The 23110-nt window shown below is 71.2% G+C and carries 23 protein-coding genes and 1 riboswitch; of the genes, 12 read left to right on the top strand and 11 right to left on the bottom strand.

Going from position 1 to position 23110, the window contains the following annotated elements; all coding sequences use genetic code 11:
* The first annotated feature begins 25 nt into the window (after nucleotides 1–25).
* The 3 genes from ACWGJM_RS07960 (at nucleotide 26) to ACWGJM_RS07970 (ending at nucleotide 4499) form a co-directional block, all read left to right on the top strand.
* Nucleotides 26–904: a serine/threonine-protein kinase gene (locus tag ACWGJM_RS07960; RefSeq protein WP_453410787.1), complete on the top strand. Its 879-nt coding sequence runs from the start codon at nucleotides 26–28 to the stop codon at nucleotides 902–904.
* Between the two features lie 104 nt (nucleotides 905–1008).
* On the top strand, nucleotides 1009–2652 hold the full coding sequence (locus ACWGJM_RS07965) for a succinic semialdehyde dehydrogenase (RefSeq protein ID WP_453410788.1): 1644 nt from the start codon (nucleotides 1009–1011) through the stop codon (nucleotides 2650–2652).
* A gap of 41 nt (nucleotides 2653–2693) precedes the next feature.
* Nucleotides 2694–4499 (top strand): GMC family oxidoreductase N-terminal domain-containing protein, encoded by a 1806-nt coding sequence (locus tag ACWGJM_RS07970; RefSeq protein ID WP_453410789.1) that lies wholly within the window; start codon nucleotides 2694–2696, stop codon nucleotides 4497–4499.
* Between the two features lie 82 nt (nucleotides 4500–4581).
* Here ACWGJM_RS07970 and ACWGJM_RS07975 read toward each other — a convergent pair whose 3' ends face one another.
* Both ACWGJM_RS07975 and ACWGJM_RS07980 read right to left on the bottom strand, forming a co-directional pair.
* Nucleotides 4582–5631 (bottom strand): LAETG motif-containing sortase-dependent surface protein, encoded by a 1050-nt coding sequence (locus tag ACWGJM_RS07975; RefSeq protein WP_453410790.1) that lies wholly within the window; start codon nucleotides 5629–5631, stop codon nucleotides 4582–4584.
* A gap of 553 nt (nucleotides 5632–6184) precedes the next feature.
* On the bottom strand, nucleotides 6185–6451 hold the full coding sequence (locus tag ACWGJM_RS07980; protein ID WP_453410791.1) for a chorismate mutase: 267 nt from the start codon (nucleotides 6449–6451) through the stop codon (nucleotides 6185–6187).
* A 369-nt stretch (nucleotides 6452–6820) separates the two neighbouring features.
* On the opposite strand from ACWGJM_RS07980, the gene guaA reads away from it, so the two are divergent.
* Nucleotides 6821–8398: a glutamine-hydrolyzing GMP synthase gene (gene guaA / locus ACWGJM_RS07985; RefSeq protein WP_453410792.1), complete on the top strand. Its 1578-nt coding sequence runs from the start codon at nucleotides 6821–6823 to the stop codon at nucleotides 8396–8398.
* Here the strand turns inward: guaA and ACWGJM_RS07990 are convergent, their stop codons facing one another.
* The gene (locus ACWGJM_RS07990; protein ID WP_453410793.1) at nucleotides 8399–8866 is read right to left on the bottom strand and encodes a pyridoxamine 5'-phosphate oxidase family protein; all 468 of its coding nucleotides are present in this window, start codon (nucleotides 8864–8866) and stop codon (nucleotides 8399–8401) included.
* A gap of 62 nt (nucleotides 8867–8928) precedes the next feature.
* Nucleotides 8929–9555 carry a hypothetical protein gene (locus ACWGJM_RS07995; RefSeq protein ID WP_453410794.1) on the bottom strand — a complete coding sequence of 209 codons (627 nt, stop codon included), beginning with the start codon at nucleotides 9553–9555 and terminating at the stop codon, nucleotides 8929–8931.
* Between the two features lie 168 nt (nucleotides 9556–9723).
* Here ACWGJM_RS07995 and ACWGJM_RS08000 point away from each other — a divergent pair, with 168 nt between their 5' ends.
* Nucleotides 9724–10518 (top strand): class II aldolase/adducin family protein, encoded by a 795-nt coding sequence (locus ACWGJM_RS08000; protein WP_453410795.1) that lies wholly within the window; start codon nucleotides 9724–9726, stop codon nucleotides 10516–10518.
* Here the strand turns inward: ACWGJM_RS08000 and ACWGJM_RS08005 are convergent.
* Entirely contained in the window at nucleotides 10511–11401 is an 891-nt protein-coding gene (locus ACWGJM_RS08005; protein WP_453410796.1) for a DUF4429 domain-containing protein, read from the bottom strand. The two genes, ACWGJM_RS08000 and ACWGJM_RS08005, sit on opposite strands and share 8 nt — an antisense overlap.
* A gap of 243 nt (nucleotides 11402–11644) precedes the next feature.
* Here ACWGJM_RS08005 and ACWGJM_RS08010 point away from each other — a divergent pair, with 243 nt between their 5' ends.
* The gene (locus tag ACWGJM_RS08010; RefSeq protein WP_453410797.1) at nucleotides 11645–12922 is read left to right on the top strand and encodes an IPT/TIG domain-containing protein; all 1278 of its coding nucleotides are present in this window, start codon (nucleotides 11645–11647) and stop codon (nucleotides 12920–12922) included.
* A 201-nt stretch (nucleotides 12923–13123) separates the two neighbouring features.
* The gene (locus tag ACWGJM_RS08015; RefSeq protein ID WP_453410798.1) at nucleotides 13124–13654 is read left to right on the top strand and encodes a DoxX family membrane protein; all 531 of its coding nucleotides are present in this window, start codon (nucleotides 13124–13126) and stop codon (nucleotides 13652–13654) included.
* On the opposite strand, the gene ACWGJM_RS08020 is transcribed toward ACWGJM_RS08015, so the two are convergent.
* Both ACWGJM_RS08020 and ACWGJM_RS08025 read right to left on the bottom strand, forming a co-directional pair.
* Entirely contained in the window at nucleotides 13651–13896 is a 246-nt protein-coding gene (locus tag ACWGJM_RS08020; RefSeq protein WP_453410799.1) for a hypothetical protein, read from the bottom strand. The two genes, ACWGJM_RS08015 and ACWGJM_RS08020, sit on opposite strands and share 4 nt — an antisense overlap.
* Nucleotides 13883–15256, bottom strand: a complete 1374-nt coding sequence (locus ACWGJM_RS08025) for a PspC domain-containing protein (protein ID WP_453410800.1) — start codon at nucleotides 15254–15256, stop codon at nucleotides 13883–13885. The genes ACWGJM_RS08020 and ACWGJM_RS08025 overlap by 14 nt, the downstream gene beginning before the upstream one ends.
* A gap of 178 nt (nucleotides 15257–15434) precedes the next feature.
* On the opposite strand from ACWGJM_RS08025, the gene ACWGJM_RS08030 reads away from it, so the two are divergent.
* Together ACWGJM_RS08030 and ACWGJM_RS08035 are read left to right on the top strand one after the other, a co-directional pair.
* The gene (locus ACWGJM_RS08030) at nucleotides 15435–16727 is read left to right on the top strand and encodes an ATP-binding protein (protein ID WP_453410801.1); all 1293 of its coding nucleotides are present in this window, start codon (nucleotides 15435–15437) and stop codon (nucleotides 16725–16727) included.
* Nucleotides 16724–17440: a LuxR C-terminal-related transcriptional regulator gene (locus tag ACWGJM_RS08035; protein ID WP_453410802.1), complete on the top strand. Its 717-nt coding sequence runs from the start codon at nucleotides 16724–16726 to the stop codon at nucleotides 17438–17440. The genes ACWGJM_RS08030 and ACWGJM_RS08035 overlap by 4 nt, the downstream gene beginning before the upstream one ends.
* Here the strand turns inward: ACWGJM_RS08035 and ACWGJM_RS08040 are convergent.
* Nucleotides 17340–17966, bottom strand: coding sequence for an ATP-binding protein (locus ACWGJM_RS08040; RefSeq protein WP_453410803.1), 627 nt, complete (start codon nucleotides 17964–17966; stop codon nucleotides 17340–17342). The two genes, ACWGJM_RS08035 and ACWGJM_RS08040, sit on opposite strands and share 101 nt — an antisense overlap.
* Nucleotides 17967–18012: 46 nt before the next feature.
* Between ACWGJM_RS08040 and ACWGJM_RS08045 the strand changes: the two genes are divergently transcribed.
* Nucleotides 18013–18825, top strand: a complete 813-nt coding sequence (locus ACWGJM_RS08045) for a helix-turn-helix domain-containing protein (protein ID WP_453410804.1) — start codon at nucleotides 18013–18015, stop codon at nucleotides 18823–18825.
* Nucleotides 18822–19070, top strand: a complete 249-nt coding sequence (locus tag ACWGJM_RS08050) for a DUF397 domain-containing protein (protein ID WP_453410805.1) — start codon at nucleotides 18822–18824, stop codon at nucleotides 19068–19070. The genes ACWGJM_RS08045 and ACWGJM_RS08050 overlap by 4 nt, the downstream gene beginning before the upstream one ends.
* Here the strand turns inward: ACWGJM_RS08050 and ACWGJM_RS08055 are convergent.
* Nucleotides 19054–20067 carry an NlpC/P60 family protein gene (locus tag ACWGJM_RS08055; RefSeq protein WP_453410952.1) on the bottom strand — a complete coding sequence of 338 codons (1014 nt, stop codon included), beginning with the start codon at nucleotides 20065–20067 and terminating at the stop codon, nucleotides 19054–19056. The two genes, ACWGJM_RS08050 and ACWGJM_RS08055, sit on opposite strands and share 17 nt — an antisense overlap.
* A gap of 367 nt (nucleotides 20068–20434) precedes the next feature.
* Between ACWGJM_RS08055 and ACWGJM_RS08060 the strand changes: the two genes are divergently transcribed.
* Complete coding sequence (locus tag ACWGJM_RS08060) at nucleotides 20435–20788, top strand: hypothetical protein (RefSeq protein ID WP_453410806.1); 354 nt, start codon at nucleotides 20435–20437, stop codon at nucleotides 20786–20788.
* On the opposite strand, the gene ACWGJM_RS08065 is transcribed toward ACWGJM_RS08060, so the two are convergent.
* Nucleotides 20766–21722 carry a tellurite resistance/C4-dicarboxylate transporter family protein gene (locus ACWGJM_RS08065; protein ID WP_453410807.1) on the bottom strand — a complete coding sequence of 319 codons (957 nt, stop codon included), beginning with the start codon at nucleotides 21720–21722 and terminating at the stop codon, nucleotides 20766–20768. The genes ACWGJM_RS08060 and ACWGJM_RS08065 overlap by 23 nt on opposite strands.
* Before the next feature lie 26 nt (nucleotides 21723–21748).
* Nucleotides 21749–22921: an NlpC/P60 family protein gene (locus ACWGJM_RS08070; protein ID WP_453410808.1), complete on the bottom strand. Its 1173-nt coding sequence runs from the start codon at nucleotides 22919–22921 to the stop codon at nucleotides 21749–21751.
* An 8-nt stretch (nucleotides 22922–22929) separates the two neighbouring features.
* A riboswitch (cyclic di-AMP (ydaO/yuaA leader) is annotated at nucleotides 22930–23106 on the bottom strand.
* Nucleotides 23107–23110: the final 4 nt, after the last annotated feature.

Below are 23110 nucleotides of genomic sequence, written 5' to 3' on the forward strand. Positions count from 1 at the left end.
GTGGTGCGCACGGTACTCATGGGGCATGAGCGAAGACGGCGAACGTGTGCCCGACGTGCGTCTGCTCGGTGGGCGCTACCGGCTGATCGAGCGCATCGGCACCGGCGGCACGGGAACGGGCACCGTATGGCGGGCGCTGGACGAGTCCACCCGTCGGTACGTCGCCGTCAAGCGGCCCCTGCCGCCCGGTGACCCGGAGGACGAGGAGCACACGCGGGCCGCCCACCGGCTGCACCGCGAGGCCCGCGCCGCCGCCCGCGTCGACCATCCGGCCGCCGTGCGCATCCACGACGTCGTCCTCGAGGACGGACTCCCCTGGATCGTCATGGAGTTCGTCCTCGGCGAGTCCCTGGACACGGTCCTCGAACGAGGGCCCCTGCCCGACCCCGAGGCCGCCCGCATCGGTCTCGCCGTTCTCGGCGCCCTGCGCGCGGCGCACGCGATCGGCATCGTCCACCGCGACGTCAAGCCCGCCAACGTCCTCCTCGAATCCGGCACCGACCGCGTCGTCCTCACCGACTTCGGCATCGGACACGCCCACGGCACCGGTTCCCCGGCCGACACCGACACCGACGCCGACACCGGCTTCGTCGCACCCGAGCGGAGGGCGGAGCCCGGCGCGGGGCCCGCCTCCGACCTGTGGTCCCTCGGCGCGCTGCTGAGCGCCGCCGTCGGAAACGAGCCGGTCCCGGGCGGAAACGAGCCGGTCCCGGTGTGGGACGAGCCGGCCTCGGGCGGAGACGCCGCAGGTCTGCGCCCGCTGCTCGCAAGCCTGCTGGCGCCGGAACCGGCCGAGCGGCCGGAGGCCGAGGAGGTCGCCGCCGTGCTGGACGCGATCGCCGCGAGCGCCGAGGACGCCGGAAAATCCCGGCCCGCGCTGACCGTCATCCCCACAACGCCCTGATCAGCGCATTCGCTGCCAGTGGTCACTGGCGTCGTGTGAGCAGTCGGTGAATCCCCGTTACCGACGGGTACCCAAAGGTGTTGTTCCGGCATACCCTGCGCCTCATGACGGACTCGCAGGCCCCGGAAGAGACGATCCCGGAAGAGACGGCCCCGGAAAAGACCGGCACCAACCCCCTCGCCCCCGCCCCGGAGGGCGCCCGTACCGCCGGCGACGTGGTCACCCCGGAGCTGATAGCCCAGCTCACCAAGGGCGTGGTCGGCTCCGGCAAGACCGAGAGCCACACCCCCTTCACCGGTGACAAGCTGGCCGACCTGCCCGAGTCCACCCCGGAGGACGTGGCCGACGCCTTCGACCGGGCCCGCGCCGCCCAGGCCGTCTGGGCCCAGACCCCGGTACGGCAGCGCGCCGCCGTGCTGCTCCGCTTCCACGACCTGGTGCTGGAACGCCAGGCCGAGGTTCTCGACCTCATCCAGCTGGAGACCGGCAAGGCCCGTCTGCACGCCCACGAGGAGGTCCAGGCCGTCGCCGTCGCGGCCCGGCACTACGGCCGCAAGGCACCCGCGTACCTGAGGCCGAAGCGGCACGCCGGCGCCGTACCGACCCTCACGAAGGTCACCGAACTGCGCCACCCGCGCGGTGTCGTCGGCCAGATCGCCCCCTGGAACTACCCGCTCGAACTGTCGGTCGGCGACGCGCTGCCCGCGTTCGTGGCGGGCAACGCGGTGGTGATGAAGCCGGACACGGAGACCTGCCTGACCGCCCTGTGGGCCCGCGACCTGCTCATCGAGGCCGGACTGCCCGCCGACGTCTTCCAGGTCGTGCTCGGCGAGGGACCCGTCGTCGGTCCGGAGGTCGTCAAGCACGCCGACTACGTCTCCTTCACCGGCTCCACCCGCACCGGCCGCGAGGTCGCCCAGGGCGCCGCCGCCCGCCTGGTCGGCGTCTCCCTCGAACTCGGCGGCAAGAACGCCATGCTGGTCCTCGAGGACGCCGACCTGGACAAGGCCGCGGCGGGCGCCGTCCGCGCCTGCTTCTCCTCCGCCGGCCAGCTGTGCATCTCCATCGAGCGGCTGTACGTCCACGAGTCCATCGCCGACGCCTTCCTGGAGCGCTTCGCCGCCCGCACCAAGGCCATGCGGCTGGGCAAGTCCCTCGCCTACGGCGCCGACATGGGCTCGCTGGTAGGCGACCGGCAACTGGAGGCCGTCACACGGCACGTGGAGGACGCCGTCGCCAAGGGCGTCACGGTGATCGCCGGCGGGGTCGCCCGCCCGGACATCGGCCCGTACTTCTACGAGCCGACGATCCTCGACGGCGTGACCGAGCCGATGTCGGTGTGCACGGAGGAGACCTTCGGCCCCGTCGTCTCCATCTACCGCTTCAGGACCGAGGACGAGGCGGTCGAACTCGCCAACTCCACGCCGTACGGTCTGAACTCCTCGGTCTGGACGAAGGACGGCCGCCGCGGCCGCGAGGTCGCCGCCCGGCTGCGCACCGGCACCGTCAACGTCAACGAGGGCTACGCCCCCGCCTACGGCAGCGTCCAGTCCCCGATGGGCGGCATGAAGGACTCCGGCCTCGGCCGCCGCCACGGCTCCGAGGGCATCCTCAAGTACACCGAGGCCCAGACGATCGCCCAGCAGCGGCTGCTGCCGATGGCGCCGTCGCTGGGCATGGACGACGAGAAGTACGCGGCGTTCATGAGCACCAGCCTGAAGCTGATGAAGGCGTTCCGTTTCCGCTAGCCGACCAGCCCGACAGCACCCGTTCTCAACGAGGAGAGCACGTGTCACAGGAGAACTCTGTCCGCACGCAGGACGACGCTGCGTACGACTACGACGTCATCGTGGTCGGGTCGGGATTCGGCGGGTCCGTGACCGCCCTCCGCCTCACCGAGAAGGGCTACCGCGTCGGTGTCCTGGAAGCCGGTCGCCGCTTCACCCGCGGCTCCCTCCCCAAGAACTCCTGGGACCTGAAGAACTACCTCTGGGCCCCCAAGCTCGGCATGTACGGCATCCAGCGCATCCACCTGCTGGGCAACGTCATGGTCCTGGCGGGCGCGGGCGTCGGCGGCGGCTCCCTCAACTACGCCAACACCCTCTACGTACCGCCGAAGGCCTTCTTCGACGACCCCCAGTGGCGGGACATCACCGACTGGCAGGAGGAGCTGAAGCCGTACTACGACCAGGCGCGGCGCATGCTCGGCGTGCGGCTCAACCCGACGATGACCCCCTCCGACGTGCACCTGAAGGCGGCGGCGCAGCGGATGGGCGTCGGCGACACCTTCCATCTGGCGCCGGTCGGGGTGTTCTTCGGGGACGGCGAGGACGCCGACGGGACGGCGAAGGCCAAGCCGGGGGAGCCGGTCGCCGATCCCTACTTCGGCGGAGTGGGGCCGGACCGCAAGGCCTGCACCGAGTGCGGCGAGTGCATGACGGGCTGCCGGCACGGCGCGAAGAACACCCTCAACGAGAACTACCTGCACCTCGCCGAGAAGGCGGGCGCGGTCGTGCACCCCATGACGACCGTCATGTCCGTCACCGACGACTCGCGCGGCGGGTACGCGGTCGCCACCGTGCCGACGGACCAGCAGAAGAAGGGCAGGGGCCGCACCTTCACGGCCCGCCGGGTCGTCCTCGCCGCCGGTACCTACGGCACGCAGACGCTGCTGCACCGCATGAAGGCCCATGGCCAGTTGCCGTACCTCTCCGGCCGGCTGGGTGAACTGACCCGCACCAACTCCGAGGCCCTGGTGGGCGCCCAGACGGACAACCGGCGCTACCGCAAGGCGCACGGCACGCCCAAGGCCGACTTCACGCGGGGCGTGGCGATCACGTCCTCCGTCCACCCGGACGAGAACACGCACATCGAGCCGGTCCGCTACGGCAAGGGCTCCAACGCGATGGGCGGTCTGTCCATCCTCCAGGTGCCCTACGCGGAGGGCTCCTCCCGCGTCCTGGCCTGGCTGTCGAACGCGGCCCGGCACCCGCTGCTGGTCGCCCGCTCGCTCTCCAACCGCCGCTGGTCGGAGCGGACCATCATCGGCCTGGTGATGCAGTCGCTGGACAACTCCCTGACGACGTACCTGAAGCCGGACGGCGTCGGCAAGGGCCTGCTGACCGCCCGCCAGGGCCACGGGGCGCCCAACCCCAAGCAGATCAGGGCCGCTTCCGAGGCCGCCTCCGCGCTCGCCGCCGAGATCAACGGCTTCGCGGGCAGCAACATCGGCGAGCTGATGGGCACCCCGCTCACCGCCCACTTCCTCGGCGGCTGCCCGATCGGCGACTCCCGCGAGACGGGCGTGATCGACCCGTACCACCGGCTGTACGGCCACCCCGGCATCTCGGTCGTCGACGGCGCGGCGGTCTCCGCAAACCTGGGCGTGAACCCCTCGCTGACCATCACGGCGCAGGCCGAGCGGGCGATGTCGTACTGGCCCAACAAGGGCGAGGCGGACCCGCGTCCGGCACAGGGCAGGCCGTACGAGCGGCTGAAGCCGGTGGAGCCGGCGAACCCGGTGGTGCCGGCCGACGCGTTCGGCGCCCTGCGGCTGCCGTTCCTCGGGATGCCGGCGGTACCGCCGAAGCAGTAGGCACATGAGAAAAGAAGGACCTGCGCCCCCCTCCGAGCGCAGGTCCTTCTTTTGTCTTGCGGGGTGTTACCCAGGTACTCGCTTACGCGCCGGCCTGGGCCTTGCGCCGGCGCACCGTGTACACGGCACCGGCACCGGCGACGACGGCGAGACCGCCGACCAGGCCGATGACGGGCAGGGCGGAGCTGGAGCCGGTCTCGGCGAGGTTGCCGGTCGGCAGGTCGGAGACGTTGCCCTGCGGCTTCTTCACCGGGTCCTTGCTTCCCTTGTCGCTCGGGGTGGCGTCACCCGGCTCGGGGTTGGAGGCACCGGCCTTCAGCACCTCGAAGTCGTACTGCGCCCAGCCCTCGGCGATGCAGTCCTGGCCCTCGACGTTGTCGAGGTAGGCGCCGGAGCCGAAGGAGTACGCGTCACCGGCCGGGGCCTTGGCGTCGATGCTGACGCGCAGGTCGAGCGACTTGCTGGCGCCCGACTTCAGGCTCTCCACGTAGAAGAAGTAGTCGCCGGCCCAGTCGTCGGAGCCGATGCGGTCCCAGGTGCCGTCCTCGGGGTTCTTGAACTCCAGGTCGACGTACGGGCTCAGGTACTTGGACTCGTCGAGCTCGTAGTTCTCCACCTCGGCGTAGAAGGCGACGCCGTCGACGGTGGTCTTCGACTCGTTGGTGACGACCAGCTTGAAGCTGTGGAAGCCGTCGCCCGCGACGATCTTGCCCGGCAGGCCCTTGATGTCGGCGGACACCTTGGCGTCACCGAAGTCCTCGTCGAGGTCCTCGCAGTACGGCACGTCGGGGTCCGACGGGTCCTCGCTCGGCTCGGCCGTGGTGGGCGTGGGCGTGCCGGGCGTGGGCGTGCCGGTCGTGGGCGTGGCGGTGTCGGTCGGGGTGCCCGTCGCGCTGGTGGGGTCGGTGGGCAGGGTGGGGCTGGTGGGCGTGCCGGTTTCGGCCGCGGGCGACGTGGGGGCGGCCGGCGTCTCGGTCGACGGCGTCTCGGTCGCCGGCGTGCCGGTCGCGGTCACGGTGTCGGTGGGGTTCGGCGTCGAGTCCTCCGCGAACGCAGCGGGCGCGGACAGCAGTGCGAGGGGGGCTATGGCAGCCGTCGCGGCCGCTGCGGCCATGGCACGGCGAAGCTTCATGAAGACCTCGGGGAGTCCCGGGTGCTGTGGTGGCAGCACGGTTGGCGGAGGGCGGCTCCGCGTGTGGGGCGCGGGTGACCCTTGGTTTTGCTGTGGTGTTTGATCCACGAGGCCTGTGAAGGGTTGCACCGCTGCTCACAGAATTTTTATGTGGCCTGGGTCACAACTGTGGGGTCGCCGTGGGAACGGTATGACGAAGGGCCCCGCGGGACGGATCCGCGGGGCCCTTCTTTCGTCGGCACCGGCGTCAGGGCGGCGCCGGTGCTCTGGGAACGGCGCCGGGGGTTGCGCCGTATGCCTCGGGTGTTCCGGTGGCCGGCCCCGGGCGTCCCCGGAGCCGGCCGTTCTCCTGGGTGACCGGTCTGCTGTCCCCTGCCGTCCGGTCACTTTGCCGGAGCGAGGTCCCACGGCGAACGGCACGATCCGTACGCCTCATCGCTCCAGCGAGCCACGCGTGGTTCTTTCGGGGCCGCCCCTGGCTGGCACGGACACCCGGACCAACGAAGCGGTCGGCCGGGCGTCACGCGCCGTACGGGTGAGAGGCGGACCGAACTCAGATGCGACCCCGGCACAGTTCGAGGAGAGTCATGGCGAGGGAGGTGCCCGGCTTGCCCAGGGCGTCCCGGTAACGGCCGAGGATCTCCATCTCACGGGACAGGTGCACGCGCCGCCCGCCGGAGGTGATGCGGGTCTCCTGCACGACGGCGGACACGGCCATCCGCTCCTGGATGAGGCCGATGATCCGGTCGTCGAGCGCGTCGATTCGCTCCCGGGCGTCCGCGATGGTCTGTTCCGCTGTGGTGGTGGCGGTGGTCGTCATGTCGGGGCTCCTCACAGAGGTGTACGGGTGGGATGCCCCGGAGCGGCAGTGCCCGGGAAACGACAGGCGCCCCGGGCCTTGTCGGCCCGGGGCGCCTGGGAAGTCGCTTGGCGGTTCGCTCAAGCAGCACGACCATGGCAGCCGGCGGGCCGGGTGCCATAGGTAAAGAGGAAGGTCGTCTGCGTGAACATGGGGCCAGTATGACACGGGTCCGGCATCATCCAGCCCGTCCGGCGATTGAGGACGAGGCCGTTCAGGCCGAAGCGGGGGTCTGGGGGCGGCAGCCCCCAGGGAGACGGTGAGGGTGTCCACGGCCACCCCGGTAGACTCGGGAAGTACAGCCCTCGCCCAACCGCCGGAAGGCACCCCGTGTCATCAGCGAACCCCGCAGCCGCTCCCGACACCGTCCTGGTCGTCGACTTCGGCGCGCAGTACGCCCAGCTCATCGCCCGTCGCGTCCGCGAGGCGCGGGTCTACAGCGAGATCGTGCCGAGCACCATGCCGGTCCAGGAGATGCTCGCCAAGAACCCCGCGGCGATCATCCTCTCCGGCGGCCCCTCGTCGGTGTACGAGGAGGGTGCCCCCCGCCTCGACCGCGAGCTCTTCGAGGCCGGCGTCCCCCTCTTCGGCATGTGCTACGGCTTCCAGCTGATGGCGCAGACCCTCGGCGGCACGGTCGACAACACCGGCGCCCGCGAGTACGGCCGTACCGAGCTGCACGTGTCGAAGTCGTCCTCCACCCTCTTCGAGGGCACCCCGGCGGAGCAGGCGGTCTGGATGTCGCACGGCGACGCCTGCTCCGCCGCCCCCGAGGGCTTCACCGTCACGGCCTCCACGGACGTCGTCCCGGTCGCCGCCTTCGAGAACGACGAGAAGAAGCTGTACGGCGTCCAGTACCACCCCGAGGTCATGCACTCCACGCACGGCCAGCAGGTGCTGGAGCACTTCCTGTACCGGGGCGCGGGCCTCAAGCCGGACTGGACCACCGGCAACGTCATCGAGGAGCAGGTCGCCGCGATCCGCGAGCAGGTCGGCGACAAGCGGGCCATCTGCGGCCTGTCCGGCGGCGTCGACTCCGCCGTGGCCGCCGCCCTCGTCCAGAAGGCCATCGGCTCCCAGCTGACCTGCGTCTACGTCGACCACGGCCTGATGCGCAAGGGCGAGACCGAGCAGGTCGAGAAGGACTTCGTCGCGGCCACCGGCGTGCAGCTGAAGGTCGTCGACGCCGAGGAGCGCTTCCTCACCGCACTCAAGGGCGTCTCCGACCCCGAGGAGAAGCGGAAGATCATCGGGCGCGAGTTCATCCGCGTCTTCGAGCAGGCCCAGGCCGAGATCATCGCGGACGAGGGCCCGGCGGTCGAGTTCCTCGTCCAGGGCACCCTCTACCCCGACGTGGTCGAGTCCGGCGGCGGCACCGGCACCGCCAACATCAAGTCGCACCACAACGTCGGCGGCCTCCCCGAGGACCTGGAGTTCAAGCTCATCGAGCCGCTCCGCAAGCTGTTCAAGGACGAGGTCCGGATGGTCGGCCAGGAGCTCGGCCTGCCGGAGGAGATCGTCCAGCGCCAGCCGTTCCCCGGCCCGGGCCTCGGCATCCGGATCGTCGGCGAGGTCGACAAGGAACGCCTGGACCTCCTGCGCGAGGCCGACGCCATCGCCCGCGAGGAGCTGACGGCGGCCGGCCTCGACCGGGACATCTGGCAGTGCCCGGTGGTGCTGCTCGCGGACGTCCGCAGCGTCGGCGTCCAAGGCGACGGCCGCACCTACGGCCACCCCATCGTGCTGCGCCCGGTCTCCTCCGAGGACGCCATGACGGCCGACTGGTCGCGACTGCCGTACGACGTGCTCTCCCGCATCTCCACCCGGATCACCAACGAGGTCCGCGACGTCAACCGCGTCGTCCTCGACGTGACCTCCAAGCCGCCGGGCACCATCGAGTGGGAGTGATCACTTGCGCTTGACGACGCGCAAGGGCTCACCGGGCTTCCAGACCTGGACGACCAGGTACGTGTCGTCCTCGACGTAGGTCCTCACGACCTCCGTCAGCTCGGTGCGGAAGAGGTGGAACGGCTCCGGCGGTTCCACCTTTTCCATGTACGCCCCCTTCACCGCCGGGTCGTCGACCTCGATCGCGCGCCCGCCGATGCGTACGTCCCCGCCGCCCAGCCCCGTGCCTTCGCCCGGGTTGGCCTGGAGCGCGAAACGCGGGTCGCGGCGCAGATCGAGCGCCTTGAGCGAGCCCGGCATCATGCCGAGCCACAGCTCACCGTCGAGGAACCGGACCTCGAGCCCGGACGTGCGGGGTGAGCCGTCCGCGCGCAGGGTGGCAAGCACATGGTGGGTGAAGGCACCGAAGCGCTCCTCGACGGTCTTGGCGAATTCGGGCTCGGCGGTGCTGAAGGATTCCCAGGTCATACGGACCACTCTTCCGCGGATACCCGACATCCTCTGTCGGGTATCCGCGGCTATCGCGTGCGTCACACCCCGTGGGGCACCGGCCGTACGTACCGCTCCTGCCCCGCGTCGTCCCGCACCTGTGTGCACCCGGCCGCCGTCAGCTGCCGGGCCAGCTTCGCGCGGCGGCTCGTGTTGATGCGGAGCGCGCCGATCATGAACGCCGGCGACAGCACGGCGAGCGGCAGCAGCACGGCGTAGACGCCGCTCACCAGCGCCAGCAGCAGGAACAGCGCCGCGGAGCCCCACCCGATGGTCAGCAGCTGCTTCCGGTTGCCGGCCGCGACCAGGGCGTCGTACTTGATGAGCGCGCCGATCAGGTCGACGTCCGCCTGGGCCTCGGGGACCGGGGTGAGCGAGTTCAGATACATGCCCGGCACCGGGCCGCCCGCTCCCACCTGTGTGAACGTGGCCGTGTTCGCCGCCGCGCGCTGCTGGGCCCACGGCTCGGGGTCGCGGACGAGATCGACGTGCAGCAGCTTGTGCCGGCCGACGAGACGGACGCCGGCGTAGCGGAAGCCGAAGCACTCGGCGACGTACACGAGCGCGCCGAAGGTGTCGAGCTCGGCGAAGGGATGGATCAGTTCGACGTGCTGCTGGGTCGCGAGCTGCCGCATGAGGTTGTTGAGGCGGCGTTCTACTTGGCTCATGGGGGGCTCCGGGTGGCTGAAAAGTGTGGCTGAATTTCGGGTTCCGCATCACAGACCCATGAGCCCCCGGAACGGTTGCGGCTTCATCTTTACAAAAACAGCCCTGCCCTTTTCCGCTGACTGACGGTAACTTCCGCCGCGTAAGGCAAACCCAGTGCAGGAGGACGTATGCACGGGCCCACCCCGCCCCCGCCGCTGCCCACCGACCAGCTGCGGTTCGCCATGCCGCCGATGTTCGACTCGGTCGACGACGAACGCCGGCACCGCAAGGAACGGCTCACGGGCGCCCTGCGGATCTTCGGGCGGTCCGGCTTCGAGGACGGGGTGTCGGGGCACATCACCGCACGCGACCCGGAGTTCACCGACTGCTTCTGGGTGAACCCCTTCGGGATGCCCTTCAAGCACGTCACCGTCAGCGACCTGGTCCTGGCCAACCAGGACGGTCAGGTGATCGAGGGCCGCTACCACGTCAACCAGGCCGCGTTCACCGTGCACGCCCAGGTGCACGCCGCCCGCCCGGACGTCGTCGCCGTCGCCCACTGCCACTCGGTGCACGGCCGGGCCCTGTCCGCGCTCGGCGACCTGCTCGACCCGATCACCCAGGAGAGCTGCGCCTTCTACGAGGACCACGCCCTGTACAACTCCTACACGGGCGTCGCCGTGGACGCCGACGAGGGCCGCCGGATCGCGACCGCGCTCGGCAGCCACAAGGCGCTGGTGCTGCGCAACCACGGGCTGCTGACCGTCGGCGACTCGGTGGACGCGGCGGCCTGGTGGTTCCTGTCCATGGAGCGGTCCTGCCAGGTGCAGCTGATGGCGAAGGCGGCGGGCCGTCCGCTGCTCATCGACCACAAGCTCGCGGTGGCCACCCGTGAGCAGCTGGGCGGCGACCTGGTCGGCTGGATCAACTACCAGCCGCTGTGGCAGGACATCAGCCGCAGCGAACCCGACCTGCTCAGCTGAAGCCCCGCAGCACGGCCGCCTTGGTCATCGCGAACTCCTCGTCCGTCAGCACCCCGTCCCGGTGCAGCTCGCCCAACTCCCTGAGACGGCGCAGCAGTACGTCGTGCCGGTCGGCCGGCGCCGGTACGGTCGCCCCCGCACCCCACCACCCGTCGGTGTGCTCACCGCCGCCACGGGTGGAGGGGTGGGGCAGTCGTGCGGTGACGGCGGCCGCGACCAGCGCGGTGAGCAGGTCGCGCCGGACGTTGCCCCACAGGTCGAGGGTGTAGGGGTCCCGCTCGGGCGGCAGCTTGGAGTACACCGTCTCGCGGGTGACGAACCGCAGGAAGCCGTCCTCGTACCCCGAGTTCGGCAACCACTCGACCTGGGCCAGGTCGCCGATGCCGATGATCCGCGGCCCGGTGGCCCGCTTGACCCGGTCGGAGGTGTCCGCCCAGTCGATACGGACCTGGCCGCCGTCGAAGGAGACCGTGCCGTCGGAGGACCGCACCGACACCGGCACCGGCGGCCCCGCCAGCAGGTAGGCCTTGGTGGGCTCCTTGGGGATCTGGTCCAGCAGCAGGGCGTGCCGGATCTCCTCGGCCACGTACTCCGCCACCCCGGAGCGGTCCGCGTCCACGGTCAGCCGGTAGGGGTCCGCCGCGTCCGGCAGCCGTCCGCCCGTCGCGTGCAGCAGCGGGTCGGCGCCCTCGCGCAGCCGCATGCGCAGCCGGCCGCGCTTGCGCTCGGGCTCGTAGACGACGCCCGAGACAGCTTCCAGGGGAACCGTGATCTCCCCGTAGGTCTGCCGGAACAGCGGCACGGAGCGGTGGAGTCCCGGCGTGATCCGGACCGTGCTGCCGTCGAAGGCCCAGGTCCCGTCGCGCTGGATGATCTCGGCCATATCGGAATTCTCGCAGCAGGGTCAACAGTGCGGGACCCGCTTCACCCGCGGTGACCACACCTGCCGGGCAGGGAGGGCGTGGTGTAGGGCACAATGCGTCGTCGCAGGGGTCGCAGGGGTCGCAGGGGAGTTCCACGGCGACGGCGGGGCCCGCGGAAGACGGTGCCGGCCGTGCCGGGGGTCGTGGGTCGTTGGGTCGTTGGGTCGTGGGTCGTTGGGTCGTGGGGAAGGCGGGCATCGGGCGTGGCGGTGCAGGAGGCGAGACAGGGCGCGGACACGGGTGTCCACGCGGGCGGCTGCGCCTGCGGGGACTGTCCGGTCGGGGCGCGCGAGGGGCACCGGCGGGCGGTCGCGGAATTCCTGCTGAAACGGGACGAGTTCGCGGCCGGGCAGGGCCTGCCGGTGGCGGTGGCCCACTCCGCGTCGGCGTCCCGGCAGTGGGTCTCCGAGGAGTTGACGCAGTCCGCCGAGGTGGTCGCCGAGCGCGGCCGGGTGGAGGGCGAGTCCTGGCTGGCCCGGCTGTGGATGCGTACCGCGTGCGCGGTGTGGGCTGCTGTCTTCGCGCTGCTGCTGACCCAGTCGCTGACGGCGACCGGCACGGGCTGGACGAGCGCCCGCACCGCCGGACTGCTCGCCGCGCTGGTGACGGCCGGGGCGCTGACCGCCGCGTCCTGGTTCCACCGGGCGCGCGGCGGTGCGCTGGCCCCCGTCATCGGCGAGGACAACCGGATGTCCACCTCCCGCACCGTGGCCGCGGTCTGGGTGCTGTTCGTCGCCTACGCGGTACTGGTCCTGGCCGGCCGGCTGGCCGCCGCCTCCGGGCACGCCGAACGCGACGCGCTGATCTCCGGTCTCGATCTCGCGCGCGGGGCGGGCGTGGTGACCGTGCTCGCCGTGGTCTGCGGGATCGCGATGCTGGTCCGGCGGGTGGTCGGGACGCGGGTCACGGGGCAGCGGCTCCAGAAGGTGCGCGCCCACCGGCCGAGGGCGGCCGACCTGCTCACCGACGACGCCGGGCGGGGCACCTTCGCCGACATCCAGTACGTCGTGATCAGCGCCGTTGCCCTGCTGTTCGCCGCCGTCCGGCTCGCCCGCCGCCCCGACCAGCTGCCCGACCTGCCCTGGGGGCTGGCGGTGGTGGTGCTGGTGTCGGCGGCCACCTACCTGGCGGGCAAGTACGCGGAAGGCGGCCGTCCGGTGATCCACTCCGTGGTCCGCGCCCGCGAGGCGGGCGACCTGGACGGGCCGATCCGCACCGGCGACGACATCGAGATCCGCGGCACCGGCTTCGTGCCGCCCGGCGCCCAGACCGCCGACCGCCTCTCCCGCATGGTCGTCCGCATCGGCGCGGTCAACGTCCACGTCCCGCTGATCCCGGTCACCGGCGGCTTCAGCAACCCCACGGACACCGCGCTGACCGTCCCCGTACCGGCCGAGGTCGAGCCCGGATCGGTGGAGATCCAGGTGGTGACGGCGGCCGGCGTGGCGACCAACCGGTGCGTGGTCGAGGTGACCGAGTGACGTGGCCGCGCGGCTTCGCCCGCGCCGCTGTCCTGGGCCGCCCCGTACGGAAGATACGGGCACACATCTGACCGGTCCGGCTCATCGGACACTCCGCAGAAATTCGGGAAAATGTACGGGGCAGGGTTGAACAGGGTCGACTTGCCGTACGTATCGTCTTGTTGAGGGTCTCGGCACGGCGGGCGAGAGGCGGCTAGAGCGATGACTCACGGCATGCGCACGGATACGCAGAGTTCCTACCGCGGTGGCGGTCGGGACTGGCGGGATGCCGCCGCCCACTACGCACTCCTTCCGCTGCGCGTCTTCCTCGGCGTCACCTTCATCTACGCCGGGCTGAACAAACTCACCGACAGCGCCTTCCTGAAGTCCGGCGGCTCCGGCTCGATCGGCGACACCATGCGCTCGGTCCGGGACTCCTCGGCCATCCCGGCCCTGGTCGACCTGGCCCTGAAGAACCCCGTCGGCTTCGGCTACGGCATGGCCCTCGGCGAGTTGGCCGTCGGCATCGGCACCCTGCTCGGCCTGCTCACCCGCCTGGCCGCGCTCGGCGGCGCGCTGATCTCGCTCAGCCTGTGGCTGACGGTGAGCTGGTCCTCCGACCCCTACTACTACGGCAACGACCTCGCCTATCTGATGGCCTGGCTGCCCCTCGTCCTCGCCGGCGCACCGTACCTCTCCCTGGACGCGGCCCTGCGCGCCAGGCGACGACCGCGGACGGACAGTTTCCGCTAGGGGACTTCGCTGCCGGGGATCTGCGCCGTGTCCGGCGTGCTGACCCGGCCGCGCCGTCTGCGTATCGCCCGGGTCAGTGTGCCCACCGCGCCCGCCAGGCACAGGCCGCCCACGACGACCGGTATGCCCGCGAACCACGGGGTGTCCCAGGCGCCGCCCGCGTCACCGGCGTACATCGCGCCCGCGACGGTGAGGAAGAAACCGGCGACCAGCTTCCCCGGCTGGAACTCATGACGCAGCACGGGTGACCTCCACCTGTCCCACACCGACCTGGACGTCGATGTCCAGCGTGCCGGTGTTCTTGCCGCCCGTCTTCGGCGACAGCGTCACGTCCTTGTGCCTGTCCGGCTTCACGTCCACGTCCTTCCTGTCGTCCCCCGGCAACCGGATGTCGCCCACACCCACGTCGATGTGCATCCTCACGGTCGCGTCCGGCGGCGCGATCACCTTCAGCTGCCCCGCACCGACCTCGGCCTCCGTCTCCAGCGTCTGCCCCTTGCCAGGCCGCACCCGGCTCAGGTCGAGGGTGCCGATGCCCGTGCCGAGGTCGTACTTGCGCTGCACGTCACTCGCGGTGGCGGGCGTCCACGACGTGCGTATCCAGTGTGTGGTGATGTTCTTGGGCAATACCGCCGCGCCGACCAGCAGTGCCGCCGTCACGATCGCCAGGAACACCGACCCTGCCCCTGTCCGCCCCAGGAAGGCGCTGACCGCGATACCGAGTCCGAAGACGACCAGCGCGCAGGCCAGGCCGGTCTGGAGGCTGGTGGCGAGCGGATGCTCCTCCCACGTCGCGCCGGTGCCCAGGCCCCCGGCCAGCAGAGCCAGCAGGGAGACCCAGCCGCCGATCCAGCGGGGGCCGCGCGGCCTGGCGGGCGGGGTGTGCCGAGCGCGTGTGCCGTCGTAGGCGAGCCAGGAGTCGCCGCGGGCGATGTAGACCCCCGCCGCGACATCGCGGTCGCGCGCGTCACCGGGGCCCCACAGATAGCCGGTGCCGCCGACGTGCGTGCCGTCCTTGATGATCGGATCGCGCCACCACGAAGGATAGGCGGCGGCGACCGGTGGGGCCTGGGCCTCCGGAGGGGCGTCGGCGACGGCCTGCGCGGCCAGCGGATCGGGATCGGGGGCGTCGCGTCTCCGTGACCAGTACCCGGCGCCGGCCAGGAGCAGGGAGAGGACCACGGCGAAGGTGAGCACCCCGCCGTTCTTCAGCATGGTCAGGAAGACCCCGCACCCGACCAGGGCGAACAGCACGGCCGCCAGCGCCTGTCCGTCCACCCGGCCGGTCAGCAGCTTGCGGACCTCGTTCTCCTCGTCGTCCTCGTACGGCACGAAGAGCCAGGCGAAGCCGTAGAAGATGAGCCCGATCCCGCCGGACGCGGCCAGCACCGCGAGCGTGATCCGGAAGATCACGGGATCCATGCCGGTGTGCCGGCCGAGCCCCGCGCACACACCCGAGATCAACTTGTGCCGCCGGTCCCGCCGGAACCTGCGGGGCGCCTCGGCCGCGGCGGGCGCGGCATCCGTCGGCCCGGTGCCCTGGGTGGGGCTCGGGCCGGGGCCGGGTCCCGGACCCGTCGCGGCGTGGTGGTGATCCGTCATGCGTCCATGGTGACGGCCGGGCCGCCGCGGCGGCAGTCGGTACGACCCTGGACGAACCCTGATATCGGCCCTGAGACGGCGCCCGTGAGGTGTTCGACGTCCGGTTTTCCGAAGATCAGGGCTGTCTCGGGGCTGGACCCTGATGCCCCGCTGCTGCGGCCGTGTGACCATCGTTGGCATGCCGGAAGCCGCAGCAGTGACCCACGACGACCCGCGGCCCCTGCGCAAGCTCTACCGCAGCAGCGACGGCCGCTGGCTCGGTGGTGTGGCACGGGGCCTCGCCGGGCACCTCGGGCTGCCCGTGATCTGGGTGCGGCTCGTGTTCGCGGGCCTGTTCCTGGCCGACGGCCTCGGTGCGCTGCTGTACGCGGCGTTCTGGTTCTTCGTCCCGCTCGGTGTCGGCGGCGTCGGAGACCAGAAGCCACCGTCCCTGGTCAGTACGGAGATCGCGCCGGACGGCCGCCGCAGGCTCGTCGCCCGCAGACCGGACCGGGGGCAGATCGTCGCCCTGCTCCTCATGGTCGCCGTGGCCGTGGTCTTCGTGGGCAGCGTCAACCTCGGCAGCGCGGCCAAGGCGTATCTCATCCCCGCCGTCCTGGTCGGCGGGGGTGTCGCCCTCGTCTGGCGCCAGGCGGACAACGCCCGCCGGGCCCGCTGGGTCGAGGTCGGAAGACGCCGCCGCACCCTCACACTCCTGCGCGCGGTCGCCGGTGTCCTGCTCGTCACCGCCGGTGTCTCCGGCATGTTCGTGCTCCAGGGTTCCGCCGCCCACCTCGGTTCCGTCCTCCAGGCCGCCCTCGCGGTCCTCGTCGGCATAACGCTGCTCGCCGGCCCCTACCTCGTCCGCATGACGCAGGACCTCTCCGAGGAGCGCCTGATGCGTATCCGGGCCCAGGAGCGCGCCGAGGTCGCCGCGCACGTCCACGACTCCGTGCTGCACACCCTGACCCTGATCCAGCGCAACGCGGAGAACGCGGGCGAGGTGCGCCGCCTGGCCCGCGCCCAGGAGCGCGACCTGCGCGCCTGGCTCTACAAGCCCGAGGGCAACGGCAAGGACGAGGCCGACGAACCGGCCACCCTCGCCGAGGCGGTGAAGCGCAACGCCGCCGAGGTGGAGGACAAGCACGGCGTCCCCATCGAGGTCGTCGTGGTCGGCGACTGCCCGCTCGACGAACGGATCGGCCCACAGATGCAGGCCGCGCGCGAAGCGATGGTGAACGCCGCCAAGTACGGTGGCGACGGCGGCGCCGTGCAGGTCTACGCCGAAGTCGAGGGCAGGACGGTCTTCGTGTCCGTCCGCGACCGCGGCCCGGGCTTCGACCTCGACTCGATACCCGCCGACCGCATGGGTGTCAGAGAATCGATCATCGGCCGTATGGAGCGCAACGGCGGCACAGCCCGGCTGCGGGCGGTGCCGGACGGCGGCACGGAGGTCGAACTGGAGATGGAGAGGGCGGAGAAGACGTCATGAGCGACGCGACCGAGGCGAACGGCACGGCGGGGGCGACAGGGGCGGCGGCGGAGCGCCGAGTGCGTGTGGTCCTCGTCGACGACCACCGTATGTTCCGTACGGGCGTCCAGGCCGAGATCGGCCGGACCGAGGAGACCGGCGTCGAGGTCGTCGGCGAGGCCGCCGACGTCGATCAGGCGGTCACGGTGATCACCGCGACCCGGCCCGAGGTGGTCCTCCTCGACGTCCACCTCCCCGGCGGCGGTGGGGTAGAAGTGCTGCGCCGCTGCGCCGCGTTGATGGCCGACGCCGAGCAGCCGGTCCGCTTCCTCGCCCTGTCCGTCTCGGACGCGGCCGAGGACGTGATCGGCGTGATCCGCGGCGGCGCCCGGGGCTACGTCACCAAGACGATCACCGGCACGGACCTTATCGCCTCCGTCTTCCGCGTCCAGGAGGGCGACGCGGTCTTCTCCCCGCGGCTGGCCGGCTTCGTCCTCGACGCCTTCGCCTCCACCGATGCCCCGCCCGTCGACGAGGACCTCGACCGCCTCACCCAGCGCGAACGGGAGGTCCTCCGCCTCATCGCCCGCGGCTACGCCTACAAGGAGATCGCCAAGCAGCTCTTCATCTCCGTCAAGACGGTCGAGTCCCATGTGTCGGCGGTACTGAGGAAACTCCAGCTGTCCAACCGCCACGAGCTGACCCGCTGGGCGACGGCGCGTCGGCTGGTGTGAGCGTCGGGTAGGTGGCGATGGCGAGTTCGAACCACACCTCCTTGCCGAGGCCGCACTCCCTGCCCCCTGCGCCCCAGTCGTCCGCCAGCGCCGCCACCAGCGTGAGCCCCCGGCCCGACTCGTCGTCCGGGGACGGGGCGCCCGGCGTCGGGAAGGTGTCGTTCGCGTCCGTCACCGTTACGCGGAGGCGGTCCTCCGTGACCACGCAGCGGGCCCAGATCTCACGGCCGGCCGGGACCCTCGCGTGGCGGTACGCGTTCGTCATCAGCTCGCTCAGGAGGAGTTCCGCCGTGTCCGTGACGTCCTGCGGTAGTTCCCAAGACGCCGCCTGCTCGCGGAACAGCGCGCGTGCCCTGCCCACGCTTCGGGCGTGACGCGGCAGGCGCCACTCGATGTCCATCGGGGCGGCCGTGGTGGGCAGTGGGGGCCACGGGGTCTGCATGCGCTGTTCATCCCTTGCGTGGAAGTTCTGACGTTGTGCCAGATCACGGTGCCGGGTTGTGTTTAGCCTCACGAGTAACGGCATGGGTACGGGGAGTTCCGTACCCGGCGTGGACCCGGCGGAGGTGTGCGTGTCGACAGAGGTGAACTCCCAGCCGCCGATCGCCTGGCGGTACTGCGGCAGCCAGATCAAGCTGTGGCGTGCGGAGGCAGGCGTCGGGCGGGAGGCGCTGGCCAAGGAGGCCGGTTACGACTATGAGTACGTCAAGTCGATGGAGAACGGCCGACGTCGACCCACGCTGCGGCTGTTGCAGATCGCCGATCAGGTGTGCGGGGCGGGTGGGAAGCTCGTTGCCGCGCAGGAGTACCTGAAGCCGGAGCCGTTTCCGACGTTCTCGCAGGACTTCATCCGGTACGAGTCCGAGGCCATCTCGCTGAGCTCGTACGAGCCGTTGCTCATTCCCGGGCTTCTACAGACGGAGGAGACCGCCCGCTCCCTGCTCAAGGCCCACTGGCCGCCCCTGGATGACGAAACCGTCGAGGAGCGCGTGACGGCCCGGCTCAAGCGGCAGGATCTTCTGGCGAAGCAGACGCGGTCTTTCAGCTTTGTCATCGGCGAGTCGGCGCTGCGGAACAAGGTCGGAGGAGCCGATGCGCACTCGCGTCAGTTGCGTCACCTGCTGGCCGTGGCCGAGCAGCGGAACGTGACCGTGCAGGTGCTGCCGATCGTCGGTGCGCATCCGGGCCTCAACGGGCCGCTCGTGTTGCTGGAGACGTCGGAACACGAGCACCTTGGATACGAAGAGGGGCAGACGACCGGCGTGCTCTACTCGGACCCGGATCGCGTCAGCGTCGCCACACAGCGCCATGCGATGATCCTTCGGCAGGCGCTGAGTCTTTCGGAATCCGCGCGATTCATCGGCAAGGTGGCGGAGGGGCAATGAGCATGGACCTGCAATGGTTCAAGTCAAGCTACAGCGGCACCGAAGGCGGCAACTGCCTCGAAGTCGCCCTCGACTGGCGCAAGTCCAGTCACAGCGACAGCCAAGGCGGCAACTGCCTCGAAGTCGCCCCCTGCCCCCACGCCATCCACGTCCGGGACTCGAAGCTCGGCCCCGACAGCCCTCGCTTCACGGTCGCCGGACCCGCCTGGGCCGCCTTCGTCGGGTCGCTCACGCCACCCGCGTAGCCCCCGCGAACGGCATCTCGTCGATCGGTGCCAGACGCACCGGCGCAGACGGGTTCGGGGCGTGGATCATCTGGCCGTTGCCCACGTAGATGCCGACGTGGCTGATGCCGGAGTAGAAGAACACCAGGTCACCCGGAGCGAGTTCGGAACGGGAGACGCGGCGGCCCGCGTTGATCTGGGCGTAGGTCGTGCGGGGCAGGGAGATGCCCGCGGAGCGGTACGCGGCCTGGGCCAGGCCCGAGCAGTCGAAGGCGTTGGGGCCGGTGGCGCCCCAGACGTAGGGGCTGCCGAGTGCCCGGTAGGCGTAGGCGACGGCCGCCGCGGCGCGTGAGTTGGGGGCCGCCGCCGGGGTGGCCTCGTCTGCGGGCGGAGGGGTCGACGCGCGGGCCTGCGAGGGCAGTTGGGACAGCAGACGTCGAGCCTCGGCCAGCTTCCCGGTGACGGACTTCTTCTGCCGCTTCAGCTCCGCCTGCCTGGACCTGAGCGACGTCAGCTCGACGTGGGCGGCGCCCCGCAGCTGCTCGATCTCCCGCAGCCGCTTCCGTACCCGCGCCACGGCGTGTGCCTGCCGGTCGCCGGCCCGTTCGGCGAACGCGGCCCCGTCCAGGTACTGGTCGGGGTCGTCGGACAGCGCCAGTTGCAGCGCCGGGTCGATCCCGCCGCTGCGGTACTGCGCCGTGGCGATGGATCCCAGCGCGTCACGGGCCGAGTTCAGCTTCTCCTGTTTGCGGGCGGCCTGGTCCCGCAGCGTGTTCAGCCGCCGCTGGGCCGTGTCCGCCTTCTCCTGCGCGCCGTTGTACTTCTCGGTGGCGGCTTCCGCCTCCTGGTACAGCTTGTCGACCTTGGCCTTGACCTCGGCCGGTGAGAGCCGCGGCGCGGCGTGCCCGGTCCCGTCGAAGCCCGTCGCGGTCGCCGCGCCCGCCAGGGCGATGGTGACCGCCGTCCGGGCGGTGTTGCCGCTGAGCGGGCGCTGTCTGGGCTTGCGGTGCGCTGCCACCTGGACCGTCACGTCCTCTCGTAGGACCGCCGTGGGGAGCGGTTCACGCGTCCGGCGGCGGCCCGCACAGGGGAAACGGGCCGTCGCCGGACCTTCTTGGCGGTGGTGTCCGACTGCCGCCCCTGGCCCGGGCGGCGGTGGGGAGCCGGTCACCTGGTGGAGGACGCTAAACCCGGCTGTGACGGCCCGGTAACGCGATGTACGCAACTGACCTCACAGGACCGCCTGATGTCCGGGCATGACCGCGTCTCCGGCCCACAGCCGCCGCCTTCGGGTGGTGCGCTGACCGATGCGGCGGTTTCCCGTGCATGTGCCGACCACGGGGTGCTATGGGGCGCATATATGCGGCCGGTTAGGCTCCGGCCTCATGGACGTACTCATCCATCTCTTCGTCGGCCTGCACATCGTCGGCATCGCCGCGCTCCTCGGCGGCTTCCTGACCCAGATGAAGGCGATGGGACGCGGCGAGGCCCGCTTCGTCCCGGCCATGCTGCACGGCGCCTTCACCATGCTGGCGACCGGCGTGATCCTGGTCGGGCTCAACGAGGCCGACGACCACCACGTCAACACCATCAAGATCGGCATGAAGCTGGCCCTGCTGATCGTGATCCTCGGGCTGGTCTACGTGAAGCGGGACGAAGAGCGGGTCGACAAGAACCTCTTCGGACTGGTCGGCCTGCTGACCACGGCGAACATCTTCATCGCCGTGCTGTGGACCTGACCGCGCCCACGGCGACCACGAGCCACGCCGCCACCGAGATCCACACCAGCACCACCCCCGGCCCCCGCAGCCACGGGATCCCCAGGGCCGCGCCGGCCGACAGCGTGGCCGCCGCGGTCATCCCCATCGGGAACACCGTCGACCAGCGGCGCACGTCGTAGCCCGGCCGCGGCCGCACCGCCTCCGTGACCAGCAGGACGGCGTACCAGGCCCCGTCCAGCACGAGCAGCGCTACGGTCGCGGCGCGCAGGACGCCCTGGTCGTCGCCGCTCCACAGGGACAGGCGCCCGCTGTCGGCGGCGACCAGCCGCGCCCCGGCCAGCGCCGAGACGGCGAGCGCGCCGCCGCCGATCCACTGGTCCCCGGCGCCCTCGAGCAGCTGCCGCGGATCGAACCGGGCCAGGGCGAACCCGTAGAACACCAGTCCCAGCCAGAACAGTACGAGCGCCGTGTGCGCGAGCCACGCCGTGGCCGTCGCCCCGGCCAGCACGGCCCCCAGCACGGCGATCGACTCCGTGGCCACACAGCCCAGGAACACCGCCCCAGACATGCGCCGCTCCCACCGCCGGAAGACGTGGACGAGCAGCACCGGCCAGAGCACGACCGCCAGCGCGAGCAGCGCCTCGGCCAGGACCGTCCGGTCCAGCAGCGAGAACCGGGTGCCCAGCACCGCCGTGGCGGCCACCGCGGTGAGCGCGCTCGGCGTCTCCGCCTCCGCCGCCCACCGCTCCCGCTCGCGCAGCAGCCGCAGGGTGAAACCGGCCGCGAACCCCAGCCAGGCGGCGCAGGCCAGCCCCAGGGCGACCCGGGACAGCACTTCGCGACCGGCCAGCTGCAAGCCCACCGACACGATCCCGGTCGCCATGACGGCGGCACCGGCCGCCGGTGAACGCCGGGCCCACCAGACGCGCAGGGGTGAGAAGGGGCCGGGCATGGGCCCGATGCTAGGGGCCCGCCGGCTCAGGCCGGACGCACCACGCTGTGGATGATCGATTCGCCGCCGTAGTAGATCGACTCCTCCCGGACATAGGCGCCGGGCTTGGGAGCGTGGATCATCATGCCGTTGCCGATGTAGACGCCGACGTGGCTCACATCGTCGTAGAAGAAGACCAGATCACCGGGCCGGGCGTCGGCGAGGGAGACCGTGGTGCCGGCGTTGACCTGGTCGTAGGTGGTGCGCGGCAGGCTGACGCCGGCGGCCTTCCAGGCGGCCTGGGTGAGGCCGGAGCAGTCGTAGGAGCCAGGGCCGGTGGCGCCCCAGACGTACGGCTTGCCGATCTGGGCGCGGGCGAAGGCGATCGCCTTCTCGGCCTTGGTGGAGGACGAGGAGGACGGCGAGGTCGATGAGGTCGACGTGGACGAGTCCGACGAGGAGCCCGTCGAGGTCGACGCGTCCGACGAGCCGCTGTTCTGCTGCTGCGCCTCCGCCTGCGCCGCCGCCTGCTCCTTCGCGAGCTCAGCGGCCTTGCGCGCGGCCTCCTCCCGCTTCTGCTTCTCGATCGCCGCGAGCCGCGCCTTCTCCTGCGCCGTCAGCGTGGACAGCAGCTCGCGCGCGGTGGTGAGCTTCTTCTGGACGGTCGACTTGGCGGCCTGAAGATCGTGCTGGGAGTCGGTCAGCGTCTCGAGGCTCTCGGTGGCCTCCTGCCGCTTCTTCATGGTCGCGGACTGCTCGGTGACGTAGTCGTCGACCGCGTTCTTCTGCCGCTTGGTCAGCCGGCTCATCAGCTGGGCCTGGTCGAAGTAGTCCTGCGGGGTGTCCGCGAGCAGGAAGGTGGCGGTGTCGGGGGCGGCGGCCCCGGTCCGGTACTGGGCGGCCGCGAAGGAACCCAGCTTCTCGCGCGCCTTGTTGAGCTTCTCCGTGCGCTTGGCCACCTCGTCGAGGAGCGAGTCGACGCGCCGGCGCTGCTTGCCGGTCGTCTCCTTGGCCGCGTTGTACTTCTCGGTCGCCGACTCCGCCTGCCGGTACAGGTCGTCGACCTTCTTCTCGACCTCCTCCATGCTCGGCTTGTGGTCGGTGGAGGGGGTGGCGTCGGCCGTCTGGGAGAGCAGGGCGACGGAGGTGAGGGCGGCGGTGGCGAGGGCGGGCTTGCGTATGCCTGCCACACCCGAGGGGCGCTTGCGGTGCGACGCCAAGGGAGGCGACTCCTTCCAATGTTCCGCCTACCGGGTTAGCTGTCGGGTTCGGGCGGGTGGTTCGGAAGGGTTGCCCTACGGCCGTCGTCCCCGGTGGGGAGGGCGGGCCGATTCACCCCAAGGTCTCGGTGGGTCCCCGGCTCCGGCTGCCGTGAGGGGCGCACCGGACTCGGCGGAGGCCGCGCGGCC

The sequence above is a fragment of the Streptomyces sp. NPDC054834 genome, from assembly GCF_053611185.1.